The organism is Methylobacillus gramineus, assembly GCF_020532675.1.
Lineage (GTDB): Bacteria > Pseudomonadota > Gammaproteobacteria > Burkholderiales > Methylophilaceae > Methylobacillus > Methylobacillus gramineus.
Map to the genome: position 1 here is coordinate 274,794 of NZ_JAJAVE010000003.1, position 23,072 is coordinate 297,865.

The window sequence follows — 23,072 nt, forward strand, 5'->3', positions numbered from 1 at the left end:
CCTAGAACAAGGCTGTAACTTCCCTAATGAGGGGAGAATTTGGCGGCGAGAATGGCAATGAGGGCGTCAAGGTTAACCGGCTTTACCAAGTGGTGGTCGAAACCTGCCTGCAGCGAAGTCTCGCGGTCATGGGCTTGACCATAGCCGGTGACTGCGATTAGCAGGGCTTTTGCAGTCTCGGGCTGAGCACGCAGGCGCCGTGCCAGTTCGTTGCCATCCATTTCGGGCAGTCCGATGTCAAGTATGCAGACCTGAGGGCGTGTTTGTTGCGCCCGCTGCAAGGCACTCAATGAACCGTTCTCTACGATGGGGATATAGCCCAGCGTTTCCAGTAGGCATGCCAGCATATCTGCAGCATCGATGTTGTCGTCCACTACCAGTACCGTGGTCTGGTTGGACTGGGCACTTGTCCGGGCTACATTGTCAGCCTCGGCAGCGGATGCCTGAGACAATATTGAGGGCAGATAAACCGTGAAACGCGAGCCCTGGCCAATGCCATTGCTATAGCAATGGATGCTGCCGCCATGAAGTTCTATCATGCCTTTCACGACCGCCAGGCCAATGCCTAGTCCACCCTGAGAGCGGTCGGAGTTGCGCTTGGCTTGAGCGAACAGCTCGAAGATGTGTGGTTGATCGTCTGCGGCAATACCAATACCGTCATCGCTCACGCTGATGACTGCCTGACCGTCTTGTACGCGCATGTCCAGTTCGATGCTGCCCTTTGTCTGCGTGTACTTGGCAGCGTTATTAAGCAAGTTGGTCACAATCTGTACCAGCCGCTTATGGTCGCCGAGTATGCTGACATGCTCGGCACACAGGTTTAAGCTAAAGCGATGCTGTTTGGATTCCATCAGCGGGCGGACCTGCTCAATTGAATCATTGATCACGGTCTTCAGGTCCTGCGGAAGTTGGTCTATGCTCACCAGCCCGCGCGTTACCCGCGATACGTCCAGCAGATCATCGACCAGCCCCACCATGTGTGTCACCTGGCGATTAATGATCTCGATGGACCGTTGCAGACGTTCCTGGTCTGCATTATGCATAGCGATCAGCTGCGCCGCCGCACTGATAGGGGCAAGTGGATTGCGCAGCTCGTGTGCCAACATGGCCAGGAACTCGTCCTTGCGCTGGCTGGCCAACTGTAGTGCCTGCTCTGCTTGCTTGCGCTCGGTGGTGTCACGGGTAGTGCCCGCCACCGCTTCCACCTCGCCATCAGGGCCCAATACAGGGACAAAGATATAATCGTAGATACGTTGGCCGAAAGTGCCTGCGAACGGTACCTCACCGCGTATAGGCTGTTTGGTAGCAACAACCTGGTCGATTTCACGGCTATGCATATCGGCGTGCCAAGGTTCATATCCCAGCTCAAGGCAGGTCTTTCCTATAGCTTCTTCCCAGGTTTTACCCCACAACTGCAGCAGCACGCTATTGGCATAAATGAAGCGGTGCTGCAGGTCGAACACATAGGCCAGGTCGGGGGTGTTGTTGAGAAAGGTCTCGTAAAGCCGTGTGCGTCGCTCTGCGTCTGCGACAGTTTGGGCCAGCTGAACCGGCGGCTGGGGAGGAGGTGTGGAAGTCAATGCCTGAGACCTCTATGGGTTTGACTAGGGTCTAACCCGCTTAAATGGGTAGGACCAACATTTTATTCATTTACCTGCAGAGTGAAAACCGGGCGCACTATTTGCGGTAATGCTGATGCAATTTTCGCCACTGGCGCAGTAGTCTACTCCAACCCAGCTAGTAGGTTAAAAAATCGGAATAGCTGACTCCGGCGTGACACCCTATCCACATTTGCTGTCTCCGCAATTCAGGCACGTCAAACAACCGTCCATGACAATGGCAGCCTTGGTATGGCACTTGTTGCAGAGTTGTGCGCTTTTAGGAAAACCTTCTGCATTAATGGGTTCTTCAGTGTGTTTTTCTAGATATTCGGCACGTTTTTCATTGATGAGTTTTTGTTGGTGTTCGTCGGGGCTCGTCTTTTTTAACATGCCAATCTGGTACAGGTGTTGCTCCAATACCTCACCGATTTCAGCGACCAGGCTGGGCACATATTTGCCGCCTTTTTTGAAGTAGCCGCCGCTTGGTTCAAACACGCTCTTGAGTTCTTCCACCAAAAAGGTGATGTCCCCACCCTTGCGGAAGGTGGCAGACATCACGCGTGTCAGAGCCACTATCCACTGAAAATGATCCATGTTCTTGGAGTTGATGAATATCTCGAAGGGGCGACGATGTTCTTGTGGCGTGCCCTCGTTCATGATCACGTCATTGATGGTGATGTAAAGCGCATGTTCCGTGACTGGAGTCTTGATCTTATACGTATTGCCTACCAGCATTTCAGGGCGGCTTAGTGGTTCGCCAAGCTGGACGATTTCTGCCAGTTTTTGTTCATGCGCTTTTTGTTCGGCAGCCGCCTTGGCTTTGTCTTCTTCGGTGATGACGTTATAGCCAGTAATTTTTTTCTCTATCTTGATTGCCATGGTGGTCTCCTAATGCAATAGACGCTGTATCGGGTGTTTTTGCTAGAGCAGCGGACTCTTAATCCGCTTGTCTAGCTGGGGTGGCGGTGATTTCAACATTAGAACTTGCCGTAATAACCTTCCTTCAATGCATCGTAAAGGTTGGCCGCGCTGTGAATTTCCCCATCATATTCAATCTCGTCATTACCCCTGGCTTCCACCACGGTGCCATCTTCCAGCGTGAATTTGTAGGTGGTGTTTTCCAGGTCTTTTTCGGTGACCAGCACACCCTGGAAGGCTTCTGGATTGAAGCGGAAAGTGGTGCAACCCTTTAACCCCTTGTCATAGGCATAGATATAGATATTCTTGAAATCTTCGTAATCGTAGTCGGTGGGGACGTTGATGGTCTTGGAGATGGAGCTGTCTATCCATTTTTGTGCAGCAGCCTGGATATCCACGTGGGCCTTGGCCTGAATGGTGGATGAATCAAGGAAGTAATCGGGTAATTGCTCTTCCGCTTTGTCTGAAAACGGCATGGCGTTGGCATTGACCAGTTCACGATAGGCCAGCAGTTCATAGGAAAATACATCGACTTTTTCCTTGGATTTCTTGCCCTCACGAATGACGTTGCGTGAATAATGGTGCGCAAATGAAGGCTCTATACCGTTGCTCGCATTGTTGGCCAACGACAGTGAGATAGTGCCAGTCGGGGCAATCGAGCTGTGATGGCTAAAGCGAGAGCCGGTCTTGGCAATTTGCTGGCGTAGTGATTCCGGAAATTGCTGCATGTAGCGACTATATAGCCCCATTAGTACCTTGCCCTTGAGCTTGTCGCCAAGTTTGATCCCATCCTTGCCCATTTCCGGGCGTTTGGCTAGCAAGTCCGCGGTGATTTCAAACTCTTCTTCCATGATAGGGGCGGCACCTTTTTCCTCTGCCAGTTCTACGCCGATTGTCCAACCGACTTCCGCCATGATCTTGGTGACTTCTTCAGTAAATGTGAGGGAGGCACTATCGCCATATTGCATCTTGAGCATGGTGAGAGTGGAGCCCAGGCCTAGATAGCCCATGCCGTGACGGCGCTTGCGTGCAATTTCGTCACGTTGCTGTTGTAGCGGGAGTCCATTGATCTCGACGACGTTATCCAGCATGCGGGTAAAGACTGCGACCACTTCGCGATATTCGGCCCAGTCAAAATAGGCCTTGTCAGTAAATGGCTGGCGGACGAATTTGGTCAGATTGATTGATCCCAGCAAACAGGCACCGTAAGGAGGTAATGGCTGTTCTCCACAGGGATTGGTAGCGCGGATGTTTTCGCAGTACCAGTTGTTGTTCATTTCATTGACACGGTCAATCAGGATGAATCCTGGTTCAGCAAAATCGTAGGTGGATGACATGATGACATCCCACAAACGCTGCGCACGGATAGTCCGGTATACACGGCATGCCACCTTGCCGTCAGATTCACGGGTCAGGTATTTGCCCTTGACTGGCCATTCCCGCCACACCACCTGGTCTTCATCACCAAGATCAAGAAGATCAATATTGGCCTCTTTCTCTGTGACGGGAAATGCCAGCTTCCACTCTGCATCAGCCTTCACTGCCTCCATGAATTCCTTGGTAATCAGGCAGGAGAGGTTGAATTGACGCAGGCGTCCAGCTTCACGCTTGGCTTTGATGAAGTCGGTCACATCGGGATGCGAAATGTCAAAAGTGGCCATTTGAGCGCCACGGCGACCACCGGCGGAAGAGACAGTGAAGCACATCTTGTCGTAGATATCCATGAAGGACAGCGGACCGCTGGTATAAGCGCCCGCTCCCGCGACAAATGCCCCTTTGGGCCGTAGCGTGGAGAATTCGTAACCGATGCCGCAGCCTGCTTTGAGCGTCAGACCTGCTTCATGCACTTTTTCCAAAATACCATCCATGCTGTCTTCGACAATCCCGGATACGGTGCAGTTGATCGTGCTGGTGGCGGGCTTGTGTGCTTGTGCGCCGGCATTGGAAGTAATGCGACCTGCCGGAATAGCGCCGCGGCGCAACGCCCAGAGAAAGCGTTCAAACCACTGTGTGCGTTTTTCTTCCGTGTCCTCAACGTCAGCCAGCGCACGTGCCACGCGTTGGTAAGTATCATCCACGTCCTGGTCGATGAAATTGCCCTGCTTGGTTTTCAGGCGATACTTCTTGTCCCAGATGTCCAGAGAAACTGACTGCATCGTCACTTCTGGTACCTCTGACTCCTGATTGGCTGGGTTAGCAGATTTCACGGCCTTGAGCATGGGTCTTCTTCTCCGTTGAGGGCTAGATACGCCGTTTTTTTAAGGTTGCAGGCTGCGCGCCACAACTTAGCTGTACACCACAAGATATAGTGATTGCATGAAAAATTATGTCATTTTGTTGTGTCGGTCAAGGGTAATTTTTGGTGCGTATGCGCAATTCCTGGGCATGTAAAACTGGCATGCCCCGGCCGGCCTGAAATAGCGGTGATTTTAGTTAAGGTGAGTCCTTGCTCACTACAGTGAAAATAAATGGTATGTGCAAAAAAGGGATAGCAGGATCAGAAGATTTGATGAGGAGCATGAGAGAAAGACTGGCGATACTTAGTAAAAAATTTCCCTCAAATAAGTGTTGGAAATTAGTTGGATGATTGTGCTGGTTTGGCCATCAATCTGGGCCATGCCTCAACCCAGCAACAATAATGATCAAATCCCGGAATGATGACGATCTCTGGCTGCTGATCTCTGGGGAACCGGTGTTGATAGGACTGCGTCAAGCCAGGCGTAATCACGTTGTCGCGTTCGCCTACGTAATGTAATTGAGGTACGGATCGGAGTGTAGGCCAGGCATCGGATGGGTTGAGCGAACCTGATAATGGACTCAATTGTTGCTGGGAAGTCCATGCGGCAATATCCAGATTGCCAGCAACGGTGATGAGTGTTGCGATGTCATGACGTCTTGCTGCGGTGAGGGCGGCTACCGCACCACCGCCTGAATACCCGACTAGCACAAGACGGTTGGCACCATATCGTTGCTTCAATTGTGTGATGGCTTGATCTGTTGAAGCGATCACGGCAGCTGCGAAGCGCTCATTCGTCCAGTAGCGGGTGCTACAGTTACGCCGATCTGCTGCATCCACATATTGGCAAGGTCGTGCCAGGTAGACTGCATGATGGTGGGGGTCGGTTAAGGCCAGTTTCAATGCCAATGGATTGCGTGGTGTGGGATCTAATGACGGTGTATATGCATTGACCCAGGCTAGCCCATCTCCTTCAATATAAATTGTCAGAGTATCAGTGGCAGCCAAGTGGGGTGGAACAAATGCGGCCAATGCAAATGTCCCTGCGTCCAGATTCAAGCGTTGCCAACCAGCCTCTGTGGCCACTTTCTCGGCAGCTACATGCCTATCCTGTGCAGTGGGCATTGCCGTACATGCGGCAAGACATAAGCTCATGAGGCAGAGGTAGTAGGATTTCATATGCAGTGGCATAAATTGGGAGGGTATTAAACAGTCATGCCCTGAGTGACCGTCCTAAAACAGCTTGAGTCGTAGATGTTGACCAAGTTCAGAAAACCCTTGAGTGATCAAATGAGTTATTACCACCATTAACTTACCAAAACCCAATTAAAAAAGCTGAGCTCTGTGATATACAGAGCTCAGCTTAACAGGTCTTAACCACCACTATGAATATCCAATGTGATTGAATCAGTGCAAATCGCCAGGCTTTTGAAAATCAAGATAATTGCCCATGATCTTTACTTGCTATGTTTATCCCATATATTCGACCACGCTGGACATGGATTTAGAATTTCCAGTGCGCTACAAATTGTCCTGTAACAGCGCTATAACCTGTGGTTCTTTCACCATCGAGTTGCAGCGACAATGAGAAGTTATCGCTCTTTTGCAGCCTTAATGCACCGCCTAGACTATAGGTATTTCTGGCAATTTCCTGACCTTCAGTTTTAAATGCTGAGCCACCACCAATGAAATTGGTGGTCGTATTTAAACCATCATTCTTGAAGTCATGTCTCCAGCCAACCTGTACTGATGGAACCAAGCGCATGCCATTTGACAATTCATATTCGCTTGAAAATTTCACCGCCAATAAGCTGCGGATACGATCAGCAGACTCATCTTTAAATTTCATGGACAGTGGGCCTGCACCTTTTTCTGTATAACCATTCTGTTGAAGGTTAATCCATTCCATCCCAACAATAGGTGTGATTTTAGAACGTTCGCCAATCGCTAATGGATAACCAACATTGATACGGCCCGCGACTTGATCGCTGTCATAATCACTTTTGGCAATTCCGCTAATAGTGGTATTGCGTGAGCTGTCATAGTTTTGTCTAGCATAAGCCAGCATGCTTTCCAGATACCATTTGCCAAAATCCTTGGCTGCGTAGGCAGTCAGTTGATAAGTTTTGATATCGCTATGATCACCGTCACGGAAATTGGTCATGTTGACATTGGTTTTTGCATAGGTGAACGCTGTCCCTACTACCCAATTGTTTTCCAGTAATGTATCGCCACCAAATGCCATGCCTGTCGTGCTCATGTCATAACCCGCAAATCCTGAGCGCATATCCTGATTGCCGCGACCGCCAAATACCTTGGTCCAGAAACCGTATTTCTTTATGTCGTTGTTGAATAATGTGGAGAGGTCGCCATTCGCTGCCAGTTTGATTTTTCCTGCTTTCAGGTCTTCAACGGCGCTAGTTTGAAAGCTATCTGTACGCAACGCGTCCAAGCGCATTTGTACTGTATCTAGATTGCCAGTTACTGTTTGTGTGGCCGCAAACCCTGACGCCTGGCTGGTGTTCGGGGCAATGCGGTTAAGGGCAGCGGTTTGTTGCTCTTTAGAAAGCAAAACCAGGTCTGCCAGAGTATTGCTCATGGTGGTATTGGCATTGCCGACTAGGCTATCTAGCACTGCAGCTGCGCCGGAGCTATTTTGAGTTGAGTTTGGCGTGAATAGCCCGCCTCCCAGAATGGAGGCATCTAGAATCACCGAGTTAGATAAAATAACAAAATTGACTGGTTCCCATTCTTGGGTTGGATTCTGGATGGGAATATACGTAAAAGTATAAGTACCTGGAGAGAGGTTGCTAAATGTAGCACCTTGCCAGGATTGAGCAATATGTCCGGATTGTGGTGTACCTACTAAGGTTGAGCCATTTGAGTAGAAATTCGTAACGCCATCAATGAGCCCTGCTGGTTTATTAGTGACAAGCAGTGTGAAGGGCACTGTTGACAAATAGTTACTTGGCCCTGCGACTTCAAGACTACCTTCTGTGAAGCTAGTATTTCCATGATATGTGCCATACCAGAAAGTCACTGCACCTGCTCCGGCATTTTCATAACCTACAGACGAGGTGTGGGCGTATAAGTTGGGCGTAAATAATGCGCTTAGGATAGTTGCAATAGTGAGTTTCGTCTTGAGGTTCTCTATTGATCTGTTGCTGCCTTGTATGTGCTGCATTGTGATATTTGTTTTTGCCATGATGCTCCCCTGAGATATTTGCAGTCTTGTGAACGCCTACAAGATGGAATGCAGGCATGCATTCGGCAGGGATGGTAGCAAAGTGAAAAAAAGAAACCCTACTAAAGCCTACAGAGGGTAGGGTCAATCAATGATGGTCATGGGCTCGCAGAGCTGATAGCCATAATTGCGGATAGAACGGATGGGATTACCCACTGTGGAATCCAGGGAAACGAGCTTTTTCCTGAGGCGAACGATCAATACCTCTAGTGAGGCTTTGCTGTATTCGAGCTGGTCATGACTGAGCAGCTCCAGCAGTTGCCATGTCTCCAGGCGGTGTTCTGGAGTACGCAGCAGGGCAAGCAGCAGCATGGATTCATGCTGGTTGATGGTAACGGAACGCTCATGTTTTTTGAGGGTGAGGGATTGTAGATGTAGCTTGATACCCAGGCTTTCAGTAGCTTGTGGCTTGAGTCTGCGGGATAAGGCCTGGATGGCAGCACTGATTTCCTCTAGCGATGCTGGCTTGGTCAGGTAAATATCGGCGCCACAGTCATACCCTTGCATTTTGTGGTTTGCCAGTTGATTGGCGCTGATGATGATAATGCCGATGTCAGGGTAAATATGGCGGATGCGCTGTGTGAGGCTGAGTCCGCTTTCGCCAGGCAGGTTGATGTCGATCAGCATCATGTCGATGCTGCCAATATCCTTTTGTTCTGGCAGGGCCTCAGCGGAATCCAGCCCGATCACATGGTGTCCCTTGTGACGCAAGGCGTTGACGGTGACTTCTCGCAGTGCGTCGTGATCTTCCACGACGATGATATTTAATTGGGTAGCCATAAACTGAATCTTATCTGGTGTAGATGCAGGCTTGCATCCAGGCTGCCGCCCAAGGATAAGGCCACCGCTCGGGATAAATAAAGGCCGATGCCAAAACCGGTATGTTTGCGGGAAGTGGCCTCCCGGTAGTATTTATCAAACAACTTGTTGATATCAGGGCGGCTTGTCACCGCATTTTCAAATGAGATGGCAATGCCCTGCCTGTCTGCACTGTTTGCCTGGGGGTAGATCCGGATCGAAATCTGGCTGCTGGCCGGAGAGTATTTGAGCGCGTTTTCCAGCAGGTTTCGCAGGATCAGACGCAACATGAGCAGATCGCAGGGGAATGTCTGGGGCGTGTGGCTCGACAGGTCAATTCTCTCTGTACATGCATATTCATGAATCAATGTATGCAACACGGCCTCGGCATCGCAGGGCTGATAGCTAAGGCGGATTTGCTGGGCTTCAATATTGTCGAGCTGGGCGCAGCGATCAATCATGCTGCTGATATCGAGAATGCTCTGTTCAATATGATGTTTTGATGGGCCAGGCAGTTGCAGGCTGTCTAGTGAGAGACGGATGACGGACAGGGGAGTTTTGAGTTCATGGGTAATCATGGCCATGAAATACCCCATCTCGTCGCGTTTTTGCCGTTCGAAGATCAATTCCTGCTGGGCGAGCTTGAGCGAAAGTTTGGCCGTGTTCGCCTCCTGGCTAATCGCGGTAGAACGTTGCTGCAAGATGATGTACATCAGGAACGCAGAGATGATGCTGTGCCCGAGTATGGCGTTGAGGTTCCACTCGGTGGCAGAGGACCAGCCCATAATCGGCAGAATGGAGGCAACCAGCGATAAGGTATGCAGGCCATAGATGATTTGTAGCATCTTGCGGCTGGGGGCGGTATGTTGAGGTGAGTCTTGGCGCGCCGTCATGGCGAGGGGCAGCAACAGGGTAGTCAACAGGATGACAATGTAGGCATTGACCTGTAATGCTTCCCTGGCATGCCCATTGAACAGGGCATACAGTAGTACGGGATAGAAACTGCTAAAGCCTAGCAATAGACGCATGCCAAACTTGGGTGGCTGATATTGCGAGAGCAGGACGTAATGGAAAAAGATGCTGATCCAGACGATGGTCAGGATGGCGATGCTGGTTAATGTGTCATTCAATGCCGGATGCTGCTGATCAATGAAAGGGGCAAAGTATCCCAGGATCCCCAGTGCATAGAGGATATGCCCAATCTGATAGATCGTGAACAGGCCGGTCAGCAGGTGCGGTTTGCTGATGAAGTCATTGGCTGCCCAAAATGCCAACCACAGCATCATGGCAAGATAGAACACGATCAGGATGTGCTGGCGCATCTCTTTGAGGTTGGCCTCATGGGGCGTGAGCGTTTCAACGTACATGAGTGCCGTGCTGGTGGTGCGCAGCTTAAGATAATAGACCGTGGGGGAGGATGGACCGTCGATGACGAAACCATGGGTAATCGCGTTGCGGCGTGTTCTATCCTCGTAGGCGTAGCGATCCCCGGTTGTTCTGGTCAGCCACTGGCCCGGGTGTTCCCGGTCGGGCGCATATAGGGTGATCTCATCCAGATAGGTTGGACGTATGATCAGCTCCAGAGTTTTTTCGTGCGTGGGGGCGACGGTAATGCGTACCCATTGGGTGGCGGCGGTGTAACCGGCAATGAGCAGGTTGGGCATTGGTTTGAATCGCTGCTGTTCGATATCCTGAATATCCAGTTGACCGCTCGCATCACTGAATACTTCGCGCTGGATAATCAAGTCCTCTGCCTGGCAGATCGGGCTGAATAGCAGGCAACACAACAGCAGCAATAAAAAGGATCTTATTAGGGACAAGATGTGAATTCGTGCTTAACAGAGGATTGTGATTATGCCTTTTATCGGCTCAGGATGTTATGCAAAAGCCAATCGTGAGAAAATCGCAGCATGCCACGCCTACTTTATAGCTTTCTGATCTATCTCCTGCTGCCATTTTCTCCCCTGCGCCTGTTATGGCGTGGGGTGAGGCAGCGCGAATACCTGCATCATTGGGGTGAGAGGTTCGGTTTTTTCAGCCACCCGGTGACACGTCCCGTGATCTGGATGCATTGTGTCTCCGTGGGGGAAACCCGTGGGGCGGCACCTTTGATCAGTGAGTTGCAGCTGCGATATCCGCAATACCAGGTCCTGATTACGCATGCCACACCGACCGGGCGTGAGGCCGGCGAACAGTTGTTTGGCGATAGCGTATTGCGTGCCTATCTGCCTTATGACACTCCTGGGGCTGTTGCCCGTTTTTTGCGTCATTTCCAGCCCAAAATCGGCTTGTTGATGGAAACTGAGCTCTGGTTCAACCTGATTGCGGGCTGCAAGCAACGCCAGATTCCTATCCTGTTAGTGAATGCACGCTTATCCGCCAAGTCAGCATATGGCTATGCCAAGGTAGGTCAGCTGGTGGCACAAGGACTGCACAACCTGACCGCGATTGCGGCACAGACGGAGCAGGATGCCAAGCGACTCAGGGCATTGGGCGCGATCAATGGCGGTGCGTTACAGGTGGAAGTGATGGGTAACCTCAAGTTTGATGTGACGCCACCACCACAGGCAGCAGTATCAGGTGAGGTGTTGAGATCCTTGTTTGGAAAGCAGCGCCCGGTATTCCTCGCCGCTAGCACCCGTGACGGGGAAGAGTCGATGATTCTGGATGCAGTCGCTGCTGCAGAGATTCCTCATTTATTGACAGTGATCGTACCGCGTCATCCCCAGCGTTTTGATGAAGTGGCGCAGTTGCTCAATCGCCGCGGCATACACTTTCTCAGGCGTTCGCGCCTGGAGCAGGCGTTGCCTGAAAGTGTCAATGTGGTGCTCGGTGACAGCATGGGCGAGATGTTTGCCTATTATGCGGCTTGTGATGTGGCCCTGATTGGTGGCAGCCTGCAGCCGCTAGGCGGGCAAAACCTGATTGAGGCCAGTGCCATGAGCAAGCCGGTGTTGATTGGCCCTCATACCTTCAACTTTGAGGCAGCTACCGAGCTGGCGATTGCGGCCAAGGCTGCATGGCGCGTCATGGATGTAGTGGATCTGGCCCGTGCCTTGACGCGCTTATATGGAGATCCGGAATTGCGTCAATCCATGAGCTGGAAAGCATTGGAGTTCAGTACGAGCGCGGGTGGGGCTACCCAACGCATCGCAGACCTGGTTGGCAGGGTGATACGCGCGTAGTGCCACGTCTGTTAACACTGCCAGTGGCTATCGTACCAGTCTGGATATCTGCTTGAATGCATCGTCCTCAGCGTGGCCCAGCCATTCAAACACAATAGACTCGGTATTGCTGATCACCACGCCTGCCTGGCGTAATCTATCAAGGGCATTGACCATATTGGCCGGGTGACGTGAAAGCGCCGCATCTGCCGCAACCAACACTTGATGACCACTGGCCTGTAACTGCAGTGCCGTTTGCAGTACACAGATATGTGCCTCCATGCCGGCCAGGATGAGTTGTGGCCGATCACTGGTGAGTTGGCTACGAAATGCAGGCACCGCATGACAGGAAAATGCGGTTTTCTCCACCCTGGCCGCATCTTCTAGCAAGGCCTGCAATGCCGTCAGCGTCTGCCCCAACCCTTGGGGATAGTGTTCAGTGTATACCGTGGGGACTTCAAGTAACTTGGCAGCCTGTGCCAGGATGCTGCAATTGCGGATGACAGCTTGCATGCTGTCTTGCGGCATAGCGGCGGCAAGCTTTTCCTGCATGTCGATGATGATGAGCTGGCTCTGGTCACGGTCAGCGAGCAAGGTTGTTTTCCTGCGAGTTTGATTTTCCATTATTGAATGCTGCTGACATTGATCAGGCGTTCGTTGATCTGCGCCAAGTCGCTTTCATTGAGCAGGCCAGTGGCGGATTTGAGTTTCAGGACATTGACCAGGTAGTTATAGCGCGATTGCAGCAAGTCACGCTTGGCACTGAATAGTTGCTGCTGGGCATTGAGCACGTCCACACTGTTGCGTACGCCCACTTCGTAACCCAGGTTGGTTGAATCCAGCTGGCTTTGGCTGGAACTCAGTGCCTGCTCATATGCCTGCACCTGTGCGACGCTGCCCGTGAGGTTGAGGTAGGCCTGGCGGGTATCCAGCTCTGAACGCCTGCGGGCGACCTCTACATCATCCATGGCTTTCTGCTGGTTTGCCACGGCTTCACGTACACGGGAGCTGATAGCGCCACCCTGGTAGAGCGGGATGTTGAGTTTGAGGCCAATCGTGGCATTTTGCAGATCACTGCCAAAACCATTCGGGCTGCCGCCAGCGCGTACGTCGGTATAACTGCCTACCATGTCCAGAGTGGGCAGGTGGCCTGCATTCATTCGTTCCACCTCCTGCGTAGCAAGGCGTAGTCCCTCTTGTTGTATGCTCAGGGCGAGATTGTTTTGCGTAGCCAGCTCTACCCATTTTTCCATGTCCTGCGGCTCCGGCGGCTGCGCATGGATATCAGCACGCATGGTGGCGAGGCGTTCAGGTAAGCGGCCTATCACGGCTTGTACGGCGCGTTTACGGACTTCGTAGTCATTGAGGGCGGCAATTTCCTGCGCCTTTAATAAATCAAACCTGGCCTGGGCCTCATTGACATCGGTAATGGTGGCGGTGCCTACATCAAAGTTGGCCTTGGCTTGTTCCAGTTGCTTGGAAATCGCGGCTTTCTGACTGTTGATTAGGTCAATCTGGTCTTGTGCAAGCAATACATCAAAATAGACTTGTGCAGTGCGTAGCATCAGCTCTTGCTGAGACTGTATCAATTGCTTGTCGGCCTGTGAAACCTGGGTTTGTGCCTGCTTATATTGCACCCAGTTTTCCTTGCGGAAAATGGGTTGGCTGAAATTGACGCCATAACCGAACGTTTCATAAGATTCCCGACCCGCATTACGGAAAATCGCATTACTGCCCAGATAGCGGATATCGGTTTCCGAGTGGCTCGCATCGGTGGTGAAGTTGACGGTTGGGCGATACAACGCCTTGCCTTGCTCTATCTTTTCCTGCGCTGCCAGATTACCACTGCGCGCAGAAGCGAGGGTGGGATCATTGCTGATCGCCATTTGGTAAATATCCAGCAGGTTTTGCCCATTGTCAGCCTGCGCCTGGAATGAAATCAAACCTGCTAGTGCAAGGATGAGTGCGCGGGTATGCGTGCAAACAAATATCATGGTATTCATCTCTGCTGAGTCTGTTAATGCTGGGTCAAGGTTTTATTGTCAGGCATTCTAACCTGATACCGGGCAGCATATTGTGCTGACAGTCACAATATCGTCAGCGTGTTAGCCAGGATGGAGAGGTTTATGGACAGGGTCTGGAGTCAGAGAATGTGTGCGGGATTCAAACGTTTATTTTTTTGCGACGAACAAGGGTGTCCATCTATGCAGGCGTCAACAGCGGCAAGCTTGCCGCTGTTGAGACGGGGGTGGTGTTAGAAAGCGAAGCGGGCTGGTTGCGGAGCGTTGCCCAATTCGGGGATGCAGGTTTCGAACAGGATATCCTGGCGGAAGGTCGTGGCGTTGACACGCCTGATCATGATGGCTTCCATGGCAGGGGCTTCCCCAATCACGGCAAACAGGCGACCATCAATATTCAAGGATTGTTGCGCTTGCTCCGGTAACAAAGGTAGGGAGCCGGTGAAGACGATCACATCGTAAGGCGCGTTGCCTGGCCAGCCAGGGGTACCGTCGCCTACATGGAAAATGACATTGCTGATCTGTTGCTGGGCCAGCTTGAGTTGGGCAGCCTGGCTCAATGCGGCATTAATTTCTATGCTATGTACTTCCTTGGCCTGTGCAGCGAGCAATGCAGTCAGATAACCGCTTCCAGTGCCAATTTCCAGCACCTTGTCTGTCGGCTTGATGTCCAATGCCTGCAGGATGCGACCTTCCATCTTGGGAGAGAGCATGGTTTGTCCGAAGCCAATCGGAATTTCAAGATCGGCAAAAGCCAGGCCACGGTATTGCTCTGGCACAAAGGCCTCGCGCGGTACTTTGCCAAGTAGATCCAGTACGCTGCCGTCCAGCACCTCCCAGGTGCGGATCTGCTGTTCTATCATATTGAAGCGGGCTTGTTCTACATCCTTATGCATCACATTATCCATCGCATGGCTATTGGTGTACCGATTATAGCGCCAGTCGCCAGAGTTTCAATGCCGGGCTGGCTTTCTATGGTGATTCTGTTTGAGCGCTGGACACTTCTTCCAGAGTATAGCGACTCAGCTTATACCAGAGTGAGCGTTCGCTGATATCCAGCAGGCGTGCTGCTTTGCTCTTGTTGCCACTGCTTTGCAGGAGTGCCGCAGTGATCATTTTCTTCTCAAGTGCTTCTGTGGCAAGAGGGAGTGTAGTTAATGGGGCTTCAATGGCTGCTGGTGGTGTCGTATCTACCGTATCGATTGCAGGTTGTCGTCCGGCAATGTCTGCTGGTAGATGCTGTATGGATATCTCTGCACCACTGCTCATGATGGCTGCCCGCTCCAGAATATTTTCCAATTCACGCACATTTCCTGGCCATGCATAAGCCTGCAGTGCCAATAAGGCTGCAGGACTGATGCTCAGGTTGCGTGATTGCAGGAAATGATGGGATAGCTGCGGGATATCGCTGATGCGGGCTCGCAGGGGAGGCAGGTCGATACGGAACACATTCAGGCGGTAATAAAGATCTTCACGTAGCTTGCCATCGGCAATGGCTTGTTGCGGATCTCGATTGGTGGCGGCAACCACGCGGATATCGACCGTAATGGAACGATTACTGCCCAGCCGTTCGATCACGCCTTGCTGTAAGGCCCTTAATAATTTGGCTTGCAAGCCGATGGGCATTTCGGTGATTTCATCGAGAAACAAGGTTCCCCCATCCGCCAGCTCGAACTTGCCGATACGCTCCTTGATGGCGCCTGTAAAAGCCCCGCGCTCATGACCAAACAACTCTGATTCCAGCATGTCGCCAGGAATGGCAGCACAGTTGACGGCGACAAACAAAGCGTCTTTACGAGGGGATAATTGGTGAATGGCATGGGCGACCAGCTCTTTACCTGTACCGGTTTCCCCTGCAATCAGGGTCGTGGCTTTCTCGGGAGCCACCTGGCTGATGGCTTTGTGTACCAATTGCATAGCAGTGCTTTGGCCGACCAGGCTGGCAGTTGCACGGCTGACCTCGTCTCGCAGAAAACGGTTTTCCAGCTTGAGGCGGCTGAGTGAAAGCGCACGATCTATCGCAATTTCCAGGGTGCTAAGGTCGAATGGCCGCAGGATATAGTCAGCGGCTCCCAGTTTCATGGCCTCCACAGCGGTGTGTATTTCGCCTTGCGCCGTCACAATAATGACCGGAATCTCCAGGTGCTCGTTACGCATGGCTGTCAGCAGTTTCAGCCCATCCATCACCGGCATGTGCATATCGCTGACCACCAGGTCTATCCCGCCCTGGCGCAGGATTTCCAGCGCTTCCTGCCCATGTTGGGCAATCACTGGCTGGTAATTGGCCTGCTTGAGGCTAATTTCCAGCAAGCGTCGCATATTGGGTTCATCGTCAAGCGCAAGGATGCGCTTCTGCTTGATCATGTTCATACTCCGTTCAACGGGATTTGCAGCACGAATTCTGCACCATTCATGTCACTCTGACGAACACTGATTTCGCCATGATGGGCCACTATGATTTGCCGCACCACGGCTAATCCCAAGCCGATGCCGCCATGTCGCTGAGAAAAGAAGGGATCAAAAATCTGTTCACGATACTCTGGGGCAATGCCTGGGCCATTATCGGCGATGCTGATACAAGCATGCTCTGTGGTTTGACTGACTGCCAGGGTGATATGCCCGGCCTCCGGCAATATCTGCAGGGCATTCAGTAACAGATTGAGGATGACTTGTGTCATTTGCTCGCTGTCGCAAGCACACATCACAGCAGGGCTGTCAGCGAGCGTGAGCGTGATCTGTTTTTTGGCGGCCTGGCTACGTAGCATGGAGATGCATAGCTGTGCCAGGCCTGTGAGATCAGTGGCCTGCAGTTCGGGCAGCCGGGGTTTGGACGAGTCAACCAGCGTACTGACCAGCTTGTTAAGCCGTTCGGTTTCGCTGATGATGAAACCACATACTTCACGTCCTTCCTGCGTGAGTGAAGGCTCGCGCAGCAGAATTTGGGCGGATGAACGCAAAATACCCAGTGGCGTGCGTACCTCATGGCTCATGGCCGCCGCCATTTCACCCGCCACAGCAAGCTTGGCAGCCCGGGTCAAGCTTTGTTTGGAGCGGTCAAGGTCACTGATCATTTTGGCAAATGCCTCTGACATGGCGTTAATTTCTTCAGGCCCTCCTGTAGGCGGAGCAGCCTCATTAGGAATACGAATAAAGCGATTGGCAAACTCGGTCAGGCTGGCAAGTGGGCGGGTGATGCTGCGAGCCACTGGTATTGCAATCAAGGTCGCAAGTAATACTGTCGCTATCAGCAAGCCAAAGAAAATATAGGACATATGTCGTACCGGGGTTAATGCCTGGGAACGACTTTGTGCGATTTTGACCTGCCAGGAAAAGCCGTGATATCCCTGGTAACCCGCAGTCTTGGCCGATGCCACCAGTTTTCTCGAGGCCTGGATTTTATCCCAGCGTGAGGTAGCCGCGAGAATGGCATTGTTTTTATCAAACAGTGCGGCTGCACTGCGCCCTGCTACTGCGCTTTGCAAGATCAGCTCAACCTGGTGCCAGTTGAATACAGCGACCAGAGTCCCAGCACTTTTGGTTTCATTGAGGTCGTCCTGGATATCACTGTAGATGGGCAGCTGATCTTGGTTGAGGGTAGCGATATGCATTACTTGGTGTCGGATTAAGGTATGTAGCCAGGGGTGCAATCTGGGTGCGAACTTGCCGAGATGGGCAGGATGGCTTGATGCCACAATGATGCCTTTAGGGTTCACCACGTATAACTCAGTATAAATGTCCGCGTAACTGTCTTTTAATTCCGCAAGAAAGCTGGATAAGCGTTTGTCGATATCGCCGATGCGTACATCCTGCATCACATCCAGTTCGCTCCAGGAGGCGATATTTTGCAGGCGTTCGAACATCATGCGGTCGATTTCTTGTGCGGTGGCGGATACCTGATTTTGCATGCCGTTCTGGATTTCATTCTTCAAGACGGTACGCGCTTCATAAAATGCGAGGCCGGTAATGAGAATGGTGGGTAACAGGACTGCAAGCAAAAATGCGGATAACAGGATATGCCTGATCGGTAGTGCTTTTCTCGGCATGTTATTCAGTGCGAGAATGCGCGGTAAACGTGAAAGCCTGGATGGCGCTTGCCATCATGCTGTCCAGTAGAGGTTGAAGTGCCTGGTTGAAATCACAGGTAGATTATCCGGAGAAAAACATGCGCAACATGCACTTGCTTATTGCAGTCAGTGTAGCCTTCGCCTTGGGCATCTGCAAGATTGCTGTTGCGGAAGAACCTGATTTGAATGAAGCCAGCTTTATCGATGGCTTCAAGCTCGGTGGCTATACCAGTGCTGGCATCAATCTACATCCCGGCGGTAAAACGGACGCAAAGCTCAATGAGTTAAGCCTGTTTGTGACCTGGGATAATGGTGGTCGCCTGCGTTTCTTTTCTGAAATTGAAATAGAAAAACCACTGACCTGGCGCAGCGGTGACGGCTTTACCGGCAAAGACTCCTATCTCGATATCGAGCGGTTCTATCTGGATTTCAACCTCTCAGAAAAGCTGAATCTGCGTACGGGACGTTTCCTCACGCCAACGGGCCGCTGGAATGTGATGCACGCCGCTCCCCTGGTCTGGACATGGTCGCGCCCGCTGGTCACCAGTCGCATGTTTCCAGAGGCGGTGAATGGCGTCATGTTTTATGGCGCCGCCCCATTTTCTGACAAAGCCTTCGAATACAAACTGTTTATAGAAGCCATGCAGGAACGTAGTCGTGACCGCGGAGACAGCATCCCTTACAAGGACACCAAGGGTATGCGTTTCGAGATTACCGGCAAATTCAATTGGGGGTTGTCACTACTCGACACCGTGGAGGACCTGGATCTGGTCAGCACGCGCTACCGCATGGTAGGCCTGGATTTCATGGTGCAGCACAAAGGGTGGGAGCTAAGTGCCGAGGCTCTGCAACGGTATTATACCAATGGCAATGATGGTGGCAGCGGTGCCTACGTACAAGCCGTGGCTCCTTTGGGTAATCAATGGTTTGCCATAGGCCGCCTGGAAAACTTTCAGCGTCCCGCAGAAGGCTCCAGTGAGCGCTGGGTATTGGGCACTGCCTGGCGTGTGACGCCTTCACAAGTGCTGAAGCTGGAGTACGTGGGTGGGGATCGTGAGCGCGTCGAGTCTCCCAAGGGTGTCATGGCTTCATTTGCCATTTTGTTTTGATGCGCTGCTTGATTACATCACTGTTGTTCCTGATCTGGCTGCTGCCCTTGCATGCGGGCGCAGAAGGAGAGGTGATTGCCATTATCATCCCCAAGGCGGAAAGTGTGAAGGTAACGAGCAAGCCTGAGCTTGCCCTTATTTTCTGGCGCAAGAAGCTTTACTGGGCAAGCAGTAAACGCATTCAGCCAGTCAACTTGTCGCCAGATAATGTGTTACGCCAGAAGTTTTCACTCCAGATCCTTGATAGTCCACCGGAAGATCAGCTGGAGTATTGGAACGCCTTGTACTTTCATGGAACGCCCCCTCCGCATGTAGTCCGGTCACAGGAAGCCATGCTGCGCTATGTGGCAGACACGCCAGGTGCCATTGGCTATGTTGATGCGTGCCGGGCAGATTCGCGCGTGAAGGCGGTTGCGTGGCTACTGACCGATGGCAGCGTGAGCCATGTGCAACCCAGCCTGGGTTGTTGACTATAAGCTTGATTCCATCAGGGTTTTAACGTAAATTCAGAACCTAGCTGGGGGTCTGCATTTCCTGATCAAAGATGTTGGTGGTTGGGAGTGCAGTGAGAGTTACCCTTTGAACCTGACGCGGATCATCCCGCCGTAGGGAAGCTGCTGTAGGTTTCATGGGTCTCGCTATTTATCATCCGATAATCCCCTATGACACTTCCATCGCTCCCTGCATTTTTGGAGCCCTGAATGAATGCCACCAATAAAAACCTGCATGCCAAGTTTCTGAATGAAACCGCTGAAATTGATGCAGGCACCAAGCAACCGTTTGCTAATTCCCGCAAAATCTACATAGAAGGTTCGCGCCCTGATATCCGCGTACCTTTCCGTGAAATTACCCTGTCTGACACGCCATCCGCATTTGGCGCGGAAAAGAACCTGCCGGTCGTGGTCTATGATACTTCCGGTCCTTATACTGACCCAGAGATCGCCATTGATATCCGGGATGGCTTGCCGGCGATGCGTGCCAAGTGGATTGAAGAGCGCAATGATACCGAGCAACTGGACGGTCCCAGCTCCGAGTTCGGGCAGCAACGCAAGATAGACCCAGCCTTGGCTGCCATGCGATTCAATCTTACCCGCAAGCCACGTCGCGCCAGGCCAGGCATGAACGTCAGCCAGATGCACTATGCGCGCAAAGGCATTATCACTCCGGAAATGGAATACATTGCCATCCGTGAAAACCAGCGGAGGGAGAATATGTCTGAGCTGCTGCAAACCCAGCATGCCGGCCAGCACTTTGGGGCGAGTATTCCCAAGGTGATCACGCCTGAATTCGTCAGGGATGAAGTGGCACGCGGCAGAGCAATTATCCCCATGAACATCAACCACCCTGAAATCGAACCTATGATCATAGGGCGTAATTTCCTGGTGAAAATTAACGCCAACATCGGCAACTCGGCACTAGGGTCCTCTATTTCTGAAGAGGTGGAGAAGATGGTGTGGGGCACGCGTTGGGGTGGCGACACCGTGATGGATCTTTCCACGGGTAAAAACATCCATGAAACCCGGGAGTGGATCATTCGCAATAGCCCGGTGCCGATTGGTACCGTACCTATCTATCAAGCGTTGGAAAAAGTGAACGGCAAAGCGGAAGACCTAACCTGGGAAATCTTCCGTGATACGCTGGTCGAGCAGGCTGAACAAGGTGTGGATTATTTCACGATCCACGCGGGCGTACGCCTGGCTTATATCCCCATGACGGCCAAGCGTATGACAGGCATCGTCAGCCGTGGTGGTTCCATCATGGCTAAATGGTGTCTGGCGCATCACAAAGAGTCGTTTCTGTACGAGCACTTCGAAGACATCTGCGACATCATGAAAGCCTATGATGTGAGCTTCTCCTTGGGTGATGGCCTGCGCCCAGGATCCATCTATGATGCCAATGACGCAGCCCAGTTTGCCGAACTGAAGACACTGGGCGAGCTGACCCAGATCGCCTGGAAACACGATGTACAGTGCATGATAGAAGGCCCCGGTCACGTGCCTATGCACCTGATCAAGGAGAACATGGATCTGCAACTTGAGCACTGTGGGGAGGCCCCGTTCTATACCCTGGGACCATTGACCACTGATATTGCCCCAGGTTACGACCATATCACTTCCGGTATCGGTGCCGCGATGATCGGTTGGTATGGTTGCGCCATGCTTTGCTATGTGACACCCAAGGAGCATTTGGGTCTGCCAGATAAGGAGGATGTCCGTGTAGGGATCATCACCTACAAGATTGCTGCCCACGCCGCTGACCTGGCCAAAGGCCACCCGGGCGCACAAATCCGCGATAATGCACTATCGAAGGCACGCTTCGAATTCCGCTGGGACGACCAGTTCAACCTCGGTCTGGATCCGGAAAAGGCCAAGGAATTCCACGACGAAACCTTGCCTCAGGAAGGCGCCAAACAAGCGCATTTCTGCTCCATGTGCGGCCCGCACTTCTGTTCAATGAAGATCACGCAGGATGTGCGCGACTATGCTGACAAACTAGGTGTAGATGAAAAAGAGGCGCTGAGTAAGGGCATGCAGGAAAAAGCGATTGAGTTCGTGAAAAAAGGCTCTGAGGTGTACCAAAAGGTTTAATTGCGGGAGCCCGATAAAGAAAAGCAGGCTTGATGCCTGTTTTTCTTATTTAAAACCATAGAGCTTGATCATTCGATTGAAATTGTAAGCATTAACGCTTGGCGGAATGCTGGCGTATCCACTCGGCAAAAGCTTCTTCACTGATTTTCCCTGCCGCGACATTGAGTACGGCTAAAGTAGCTTCTGCTTGGGTTGCCGTTAATCGTTTTCCATTCAAAAGTAAAAATAAACCAGTTGCCAATAATGCAGCTCGTTTATTGCCATCGACGAAGGGATGGTTCTTTGCCAAGCCTACGCAGTAGGATGCAGCAAGCGCAGCAATGTCAGGTAATTCATTAACAGGACGCGCCAATGCTGAGTCCAACAGGCCTTCATCACGCAGGCCGGAATCGCCACCATGTTCAGCCAGACTTTCGTCATGCAGCAGCATGCTTTTATCTATCCAGCGCCAAGCCATTATTTAGCCAGGGCTTTAAAGGTATTTCGATATTCATGCATGAATTCGCGGCCTAACTTTAACTGATCTTCAAAATCGGGGTTGTAAGCGCTGAGTGCAACACCTGTCGGCGTATCCGTCACAAAAACTTCATCACCCTTTTTCAACTTCATTTTGGCAAGGAATTCTTTAGGCAGAATGACGCCGAGTGAATTACCAATTTGGGTAAGTTTTAAGGTCGCCATCGTTTCTACTCCATGTTAAGTGCAATGTGGTTTGAAAATAGCCACTCTACCAATTGTTGCTAACACTTCATTAATGGTGCTTATTCTTCTCGGCAATGTGATCCATGATCGCAAATAATAGGCCAGTGACAATAAAGGTGATGTGAATGCCTACCATCCATCCCATTTGTGTGTTGCTGAGGTGTTCTGAGTCGCTACTGCTTTGGTGGACAAACGCCTTGAGCAGGTCAATGGCAGAGATCGCGACGATAGAGCCTATGAGTTTCAGTTTGAGGCCCGAATAGTCAACTTTGCCCATCCATTCGGGGCGGTCTTCATTTTCTGCTACATCGATCTTGGAAACAAAGTTCTCATAGCCACTGAAAATGACCATGATCAGCAGGTTGGCGACCAGGGTGATATCCACCAGGGCAAGCAGGGAAAGTACAACTTCCTGCTCCTGTGCTTCTAGTACATGGCTGGCGATATGCATGAACTCCTGACAGAATTTGACCAGCAAGATGACCAGGCCTCCGACCAGGCCCAGGTACATGGGTGCCAAGAGCCAGCGACTGCGAAAGATGGTGAATTCAAGAAGATGCTCGATGGCTTTAAACATGGAGGCTTGCTGACTAAGGATGAAGGAAGGCCATTATAGGCTTGTCTCAAGTG

General features: G+C 51.6%; 19 protein-coding genes and 1 riboswitch. Of the genes, 4 read left to right on the plus strand and 15 right to left on the minus strand.

Going from position 1 to position 23,072, the window contains the following annotated elements; genetic code table 11:
- Positions 1 to 23: 23 nt before the first annotated feature.
- The 7 genes from LG201_RS11850 to LG201_RS11880 form a co-directional block, all read right to left on the minus strand.
- Entirely contained in the window at positions 24 to 1,580 is a 1,557-nt protein-coding gene (locus LG201_RS11850; RefSeq protein WP_226772414.1) for a hybrid sensor histidine kinase/response regulator, read from the minus strand.
- Between the two features lie 201 nt (positions 1,581 to 1,781).
- Positions 1,782 to 2,480: a TSCPD domain-containing protein gene (locus LG201_RS11855; protein ID WP_226772415.1), complete on the minus strand. Its 699-nt coding sequence runs from the start codon at positions 2,478 to 2,480 to the stop codon at positions 1,782 to 1,784.
- Between the two features lie 98 nt (positions 2,481 to 2,578).
- Positions 2,579 to 4,738, minus strand: a complete 2,160-nt coding sequence (locus LG201_RS11860; protein ID WP_226772416.1) for an adenosylcobalamin-dependent ribonucleoside-diphosphate reductase — start codon at positions 4,736 to 4,738, stop codon at positions 2,579 to 2,581.
- A gap of 356 nt (positions 4,739 to 5,094) precedes the next feature.
- Entirely contained in the window at positions 5,095 to 5,934 is an 840-nt protein-coding gene (locus LG201_RS11865) for an alpha/beta hydrolase (protein WP_226772417.1), read from the minus strand.
- A 325-nt stretch (positions 5,935 to 6,259) separates the two neighbouring features.
- A complete protein-coding gene (locus LG201_RS11870) occupies positions 6,260 to 7,960 on the minus strand; it encodes an autotransporter family protein (RefSeq protein ID WP_226772418.1) in 1,701 nt (566 codons plus the stop codon).
- A gap of 123 nt (positions 7,961 to 8,083) precedes the next feature.
- Positions 8,084 to 8,779 carry a response regulator transcription factor gene (locus LG201_RS11875; protein WP_226772419.1) on the minus strand — a complete coding sequence of 232 codons (696 nt, stop codon included), beginning with the start codon at positions 8,777 to 8,779 and terminating at the stop codon, positions 8,084 to 8,086.
- Positions 8,764 to 10,593 (minus strand): sensor histidine kinase, encoded by a 1,830-nt coding sequence (locus tag LG201_RS11880; RefSeq protein ID WP_226772420.1) that lies wholly within the window; start codon positions 10,591 to 10,593, stop codon positions 8,764 to 8,766. The genes LG201_RS11875 and LG201_RS11880 overlap by 16 nt, the downstream gene beginning before the upstream one ends.
- A gap of 114 nt (positions 10,594 to 10,707) precedes the next feature.
- Here LG201_RS11880 and waaA point away from each other — a divergent pair, with 114 nt between their 5' ends.
- Entirely contained in the window at positions 10,708 to 11,982 is a 1,275-nt protein-coding gene (waaA, locus tag LG201_RS11885) for a lipid IV(A) 3-deoxy-D-manno-octulosonic acid transferase (RefSeq protein WP_226772421.1), read from the plus strand.
- A gap of 27 nt (positions 11,983 to 12,009) precedes the next feature.
- On the opposite strand, the gene LG201_RS11890 is transcribed toward waaA, so the two are convergent.
- The 5 genes from LG201_RS11890 to LG201_RS11910 all read right to left on the minus strand — a co-directional run bounded on the left by LG201_RS11890 (position 12,010) and on the right by LG201_RS11910 (position 18,022).
- A complete protein-coding gene (locus tag LG201_RS11890) occupies positions 12,010 to 12,585 on the minus strand; it encodes an isochorismatase family protein (RefSeq protein ID WP_226772422.1) in 576 nt (191 codons plus the stop codon).
- The gene (locus LG201_RS11895) at positions 12,585 to 13,955 is read right to left on the minus strand and encodes a TolC family outer membrane protein (RefSeq protein ID WP_404809752.1); all 1,371 of its coding nucleotides are present in this window, start codon (positions 13,953 to 13,955) and stop codon (positions 12,585 to 12,587) included. Before LG201_RS11895 ends, LG201_RS11890 begins: the two co-directional genes overlap by 1 nt.
- A 260-nt stretch (positions 13,956 to 14,215) precedes the next feature.
- Entirely contained in the window at positions 14,216 to 14,875 is a 660-nt protein-coding gene (locus LG201_RS11900) for a protein-L-isoaspartate O-methyltransferase family protein (protein ID WP_226772424.1), read from the minus strand.
- Between the two features lie 76 nt (positions 14,876 to 14,951).
- A complete protein-coding gene (locus LG201_RS11905; RefSeq protein ID WP_226772425.1) occupies positions 14,952 to 16,343 on the minus strand; it encodes a sigma-54-dependent transcriptional regulator in 1,392 nt (463 codons plus the stop codon).
- A 2-nt stretch (positions 16,344 to 16,345) separates the two neighbouring features.
- Positions 16,346 to 18,022, minus strand: coding sequence for a sensor histidine kinase (locus tag LG201_RS11910; protein WP_226772426.1), 1,677 nt, complete (start codon positions 18,020 to 18,022; stop codon positions 16,346 to 16,348).
- A gap of 119 nt (positions 18,023 to 18,141) precedes the next feature.
- On the opposite strand from LG201_RS11910, the gene LG201_RS11915 reads away from it, so the two are divergent.
- The 3 genes from LG201_RS11915 (at position 18,142) to thiC (ending at position 21,740) form a co-directional block, all read left to right on the plus strand.
- Positions 18,142 to 19,152, plus strand: coding sequence for a hypothetical protein (locus tag LG201_RS11915; RefSeq protein ID WP_226772427.1), 1,011 nt, complete (start codon positions 18,142 to 18,144; stop codon positions 19,150 to 19,152).
- Complete coding sequence (locus LG201_RS11920; protein ID WP_226772428.1) at positions 19,152 to 19,622, plus strand: substrate-binding domain-containing protein; 471 nt, start codon at positions 19,152 to 19,154, stop codon at positions 19,620 to 19,622. Before LG201_RS11915 ends, LG201_RS11920 begins: the two co-directional genes overlap by 1 nt.
- Positions 19,623 to 19,661: 39 nt before the next feature.
- A riboswitch (TPP riboswitch) is annotated at positions 19,662 to 19,781 on the plus strand.
- Between the two features lie 72 nt (positions 19,782 to 19,853).
- Positions 19,854 to 21,740, plus strand: coding sequence for a phosphomethylpyrimidine synthase ThiC (gene thiC / locus LG201_RS11925; protein WP_226772429.1), 1,887 nt, complete (start codon positions 19,854 to 19,856; stop codon positions 21,738 to 21,740).
- A gap of 91 nt (positions 21,741 to 21,831) precedes the next feature.
- Here thiC and LG201_RS11930 read toward each other — a convergent pair whose 3' ends face one another.
- The 3 genes from LG201_RS11930 to LG201_RS11940 all read right to left on the minus strand — a co-directional run bounded on the left by LG201_RS11930 (position 21,832) and on the right by LG201_RS11940 (position 23,019).
- A complete protein-coding gene (locus LG201_RS11930) occupies positions 21,832 to 22,197 on the minus strand; it encodes a type II toxin-antitoxin system death-on-curing family toxin (protein WP_226772430.1) in 366 nt (121 codons plus the stop codon).
- Positions 22,197 to 22,421, minus strand: a complete 225-nt coding sequence (locus tag LG201_RS11935) for an AbrB/MazE/SpoVT family DNA-binding domain-containing protein (RefSeq protein WP_226772431.1) — start codon at positions 22,419 to 22,421, stop codon at positions 22,197 to 22,199. The genes LG201_RS11930 and LG201_RS11935 overlap by 1 nt, the downstream gene beginning before the upstream one ends.
- A 70-nt stretch (positions 22,422 to 22,491) precedes the next feature.
- Complete coding sequence (locus tag LG201_RS11940) at positions 22,492 to 23,019, minus strand: TIGR00645 family protein (protein ID WP_226772432.1); 528 nt, start codon at positions 23,017 to 23,019, stop codon at positions 22,492 to 22,494.
- Positions 23,020 to 23,072 lie beyond the last annotated feature (53 nt).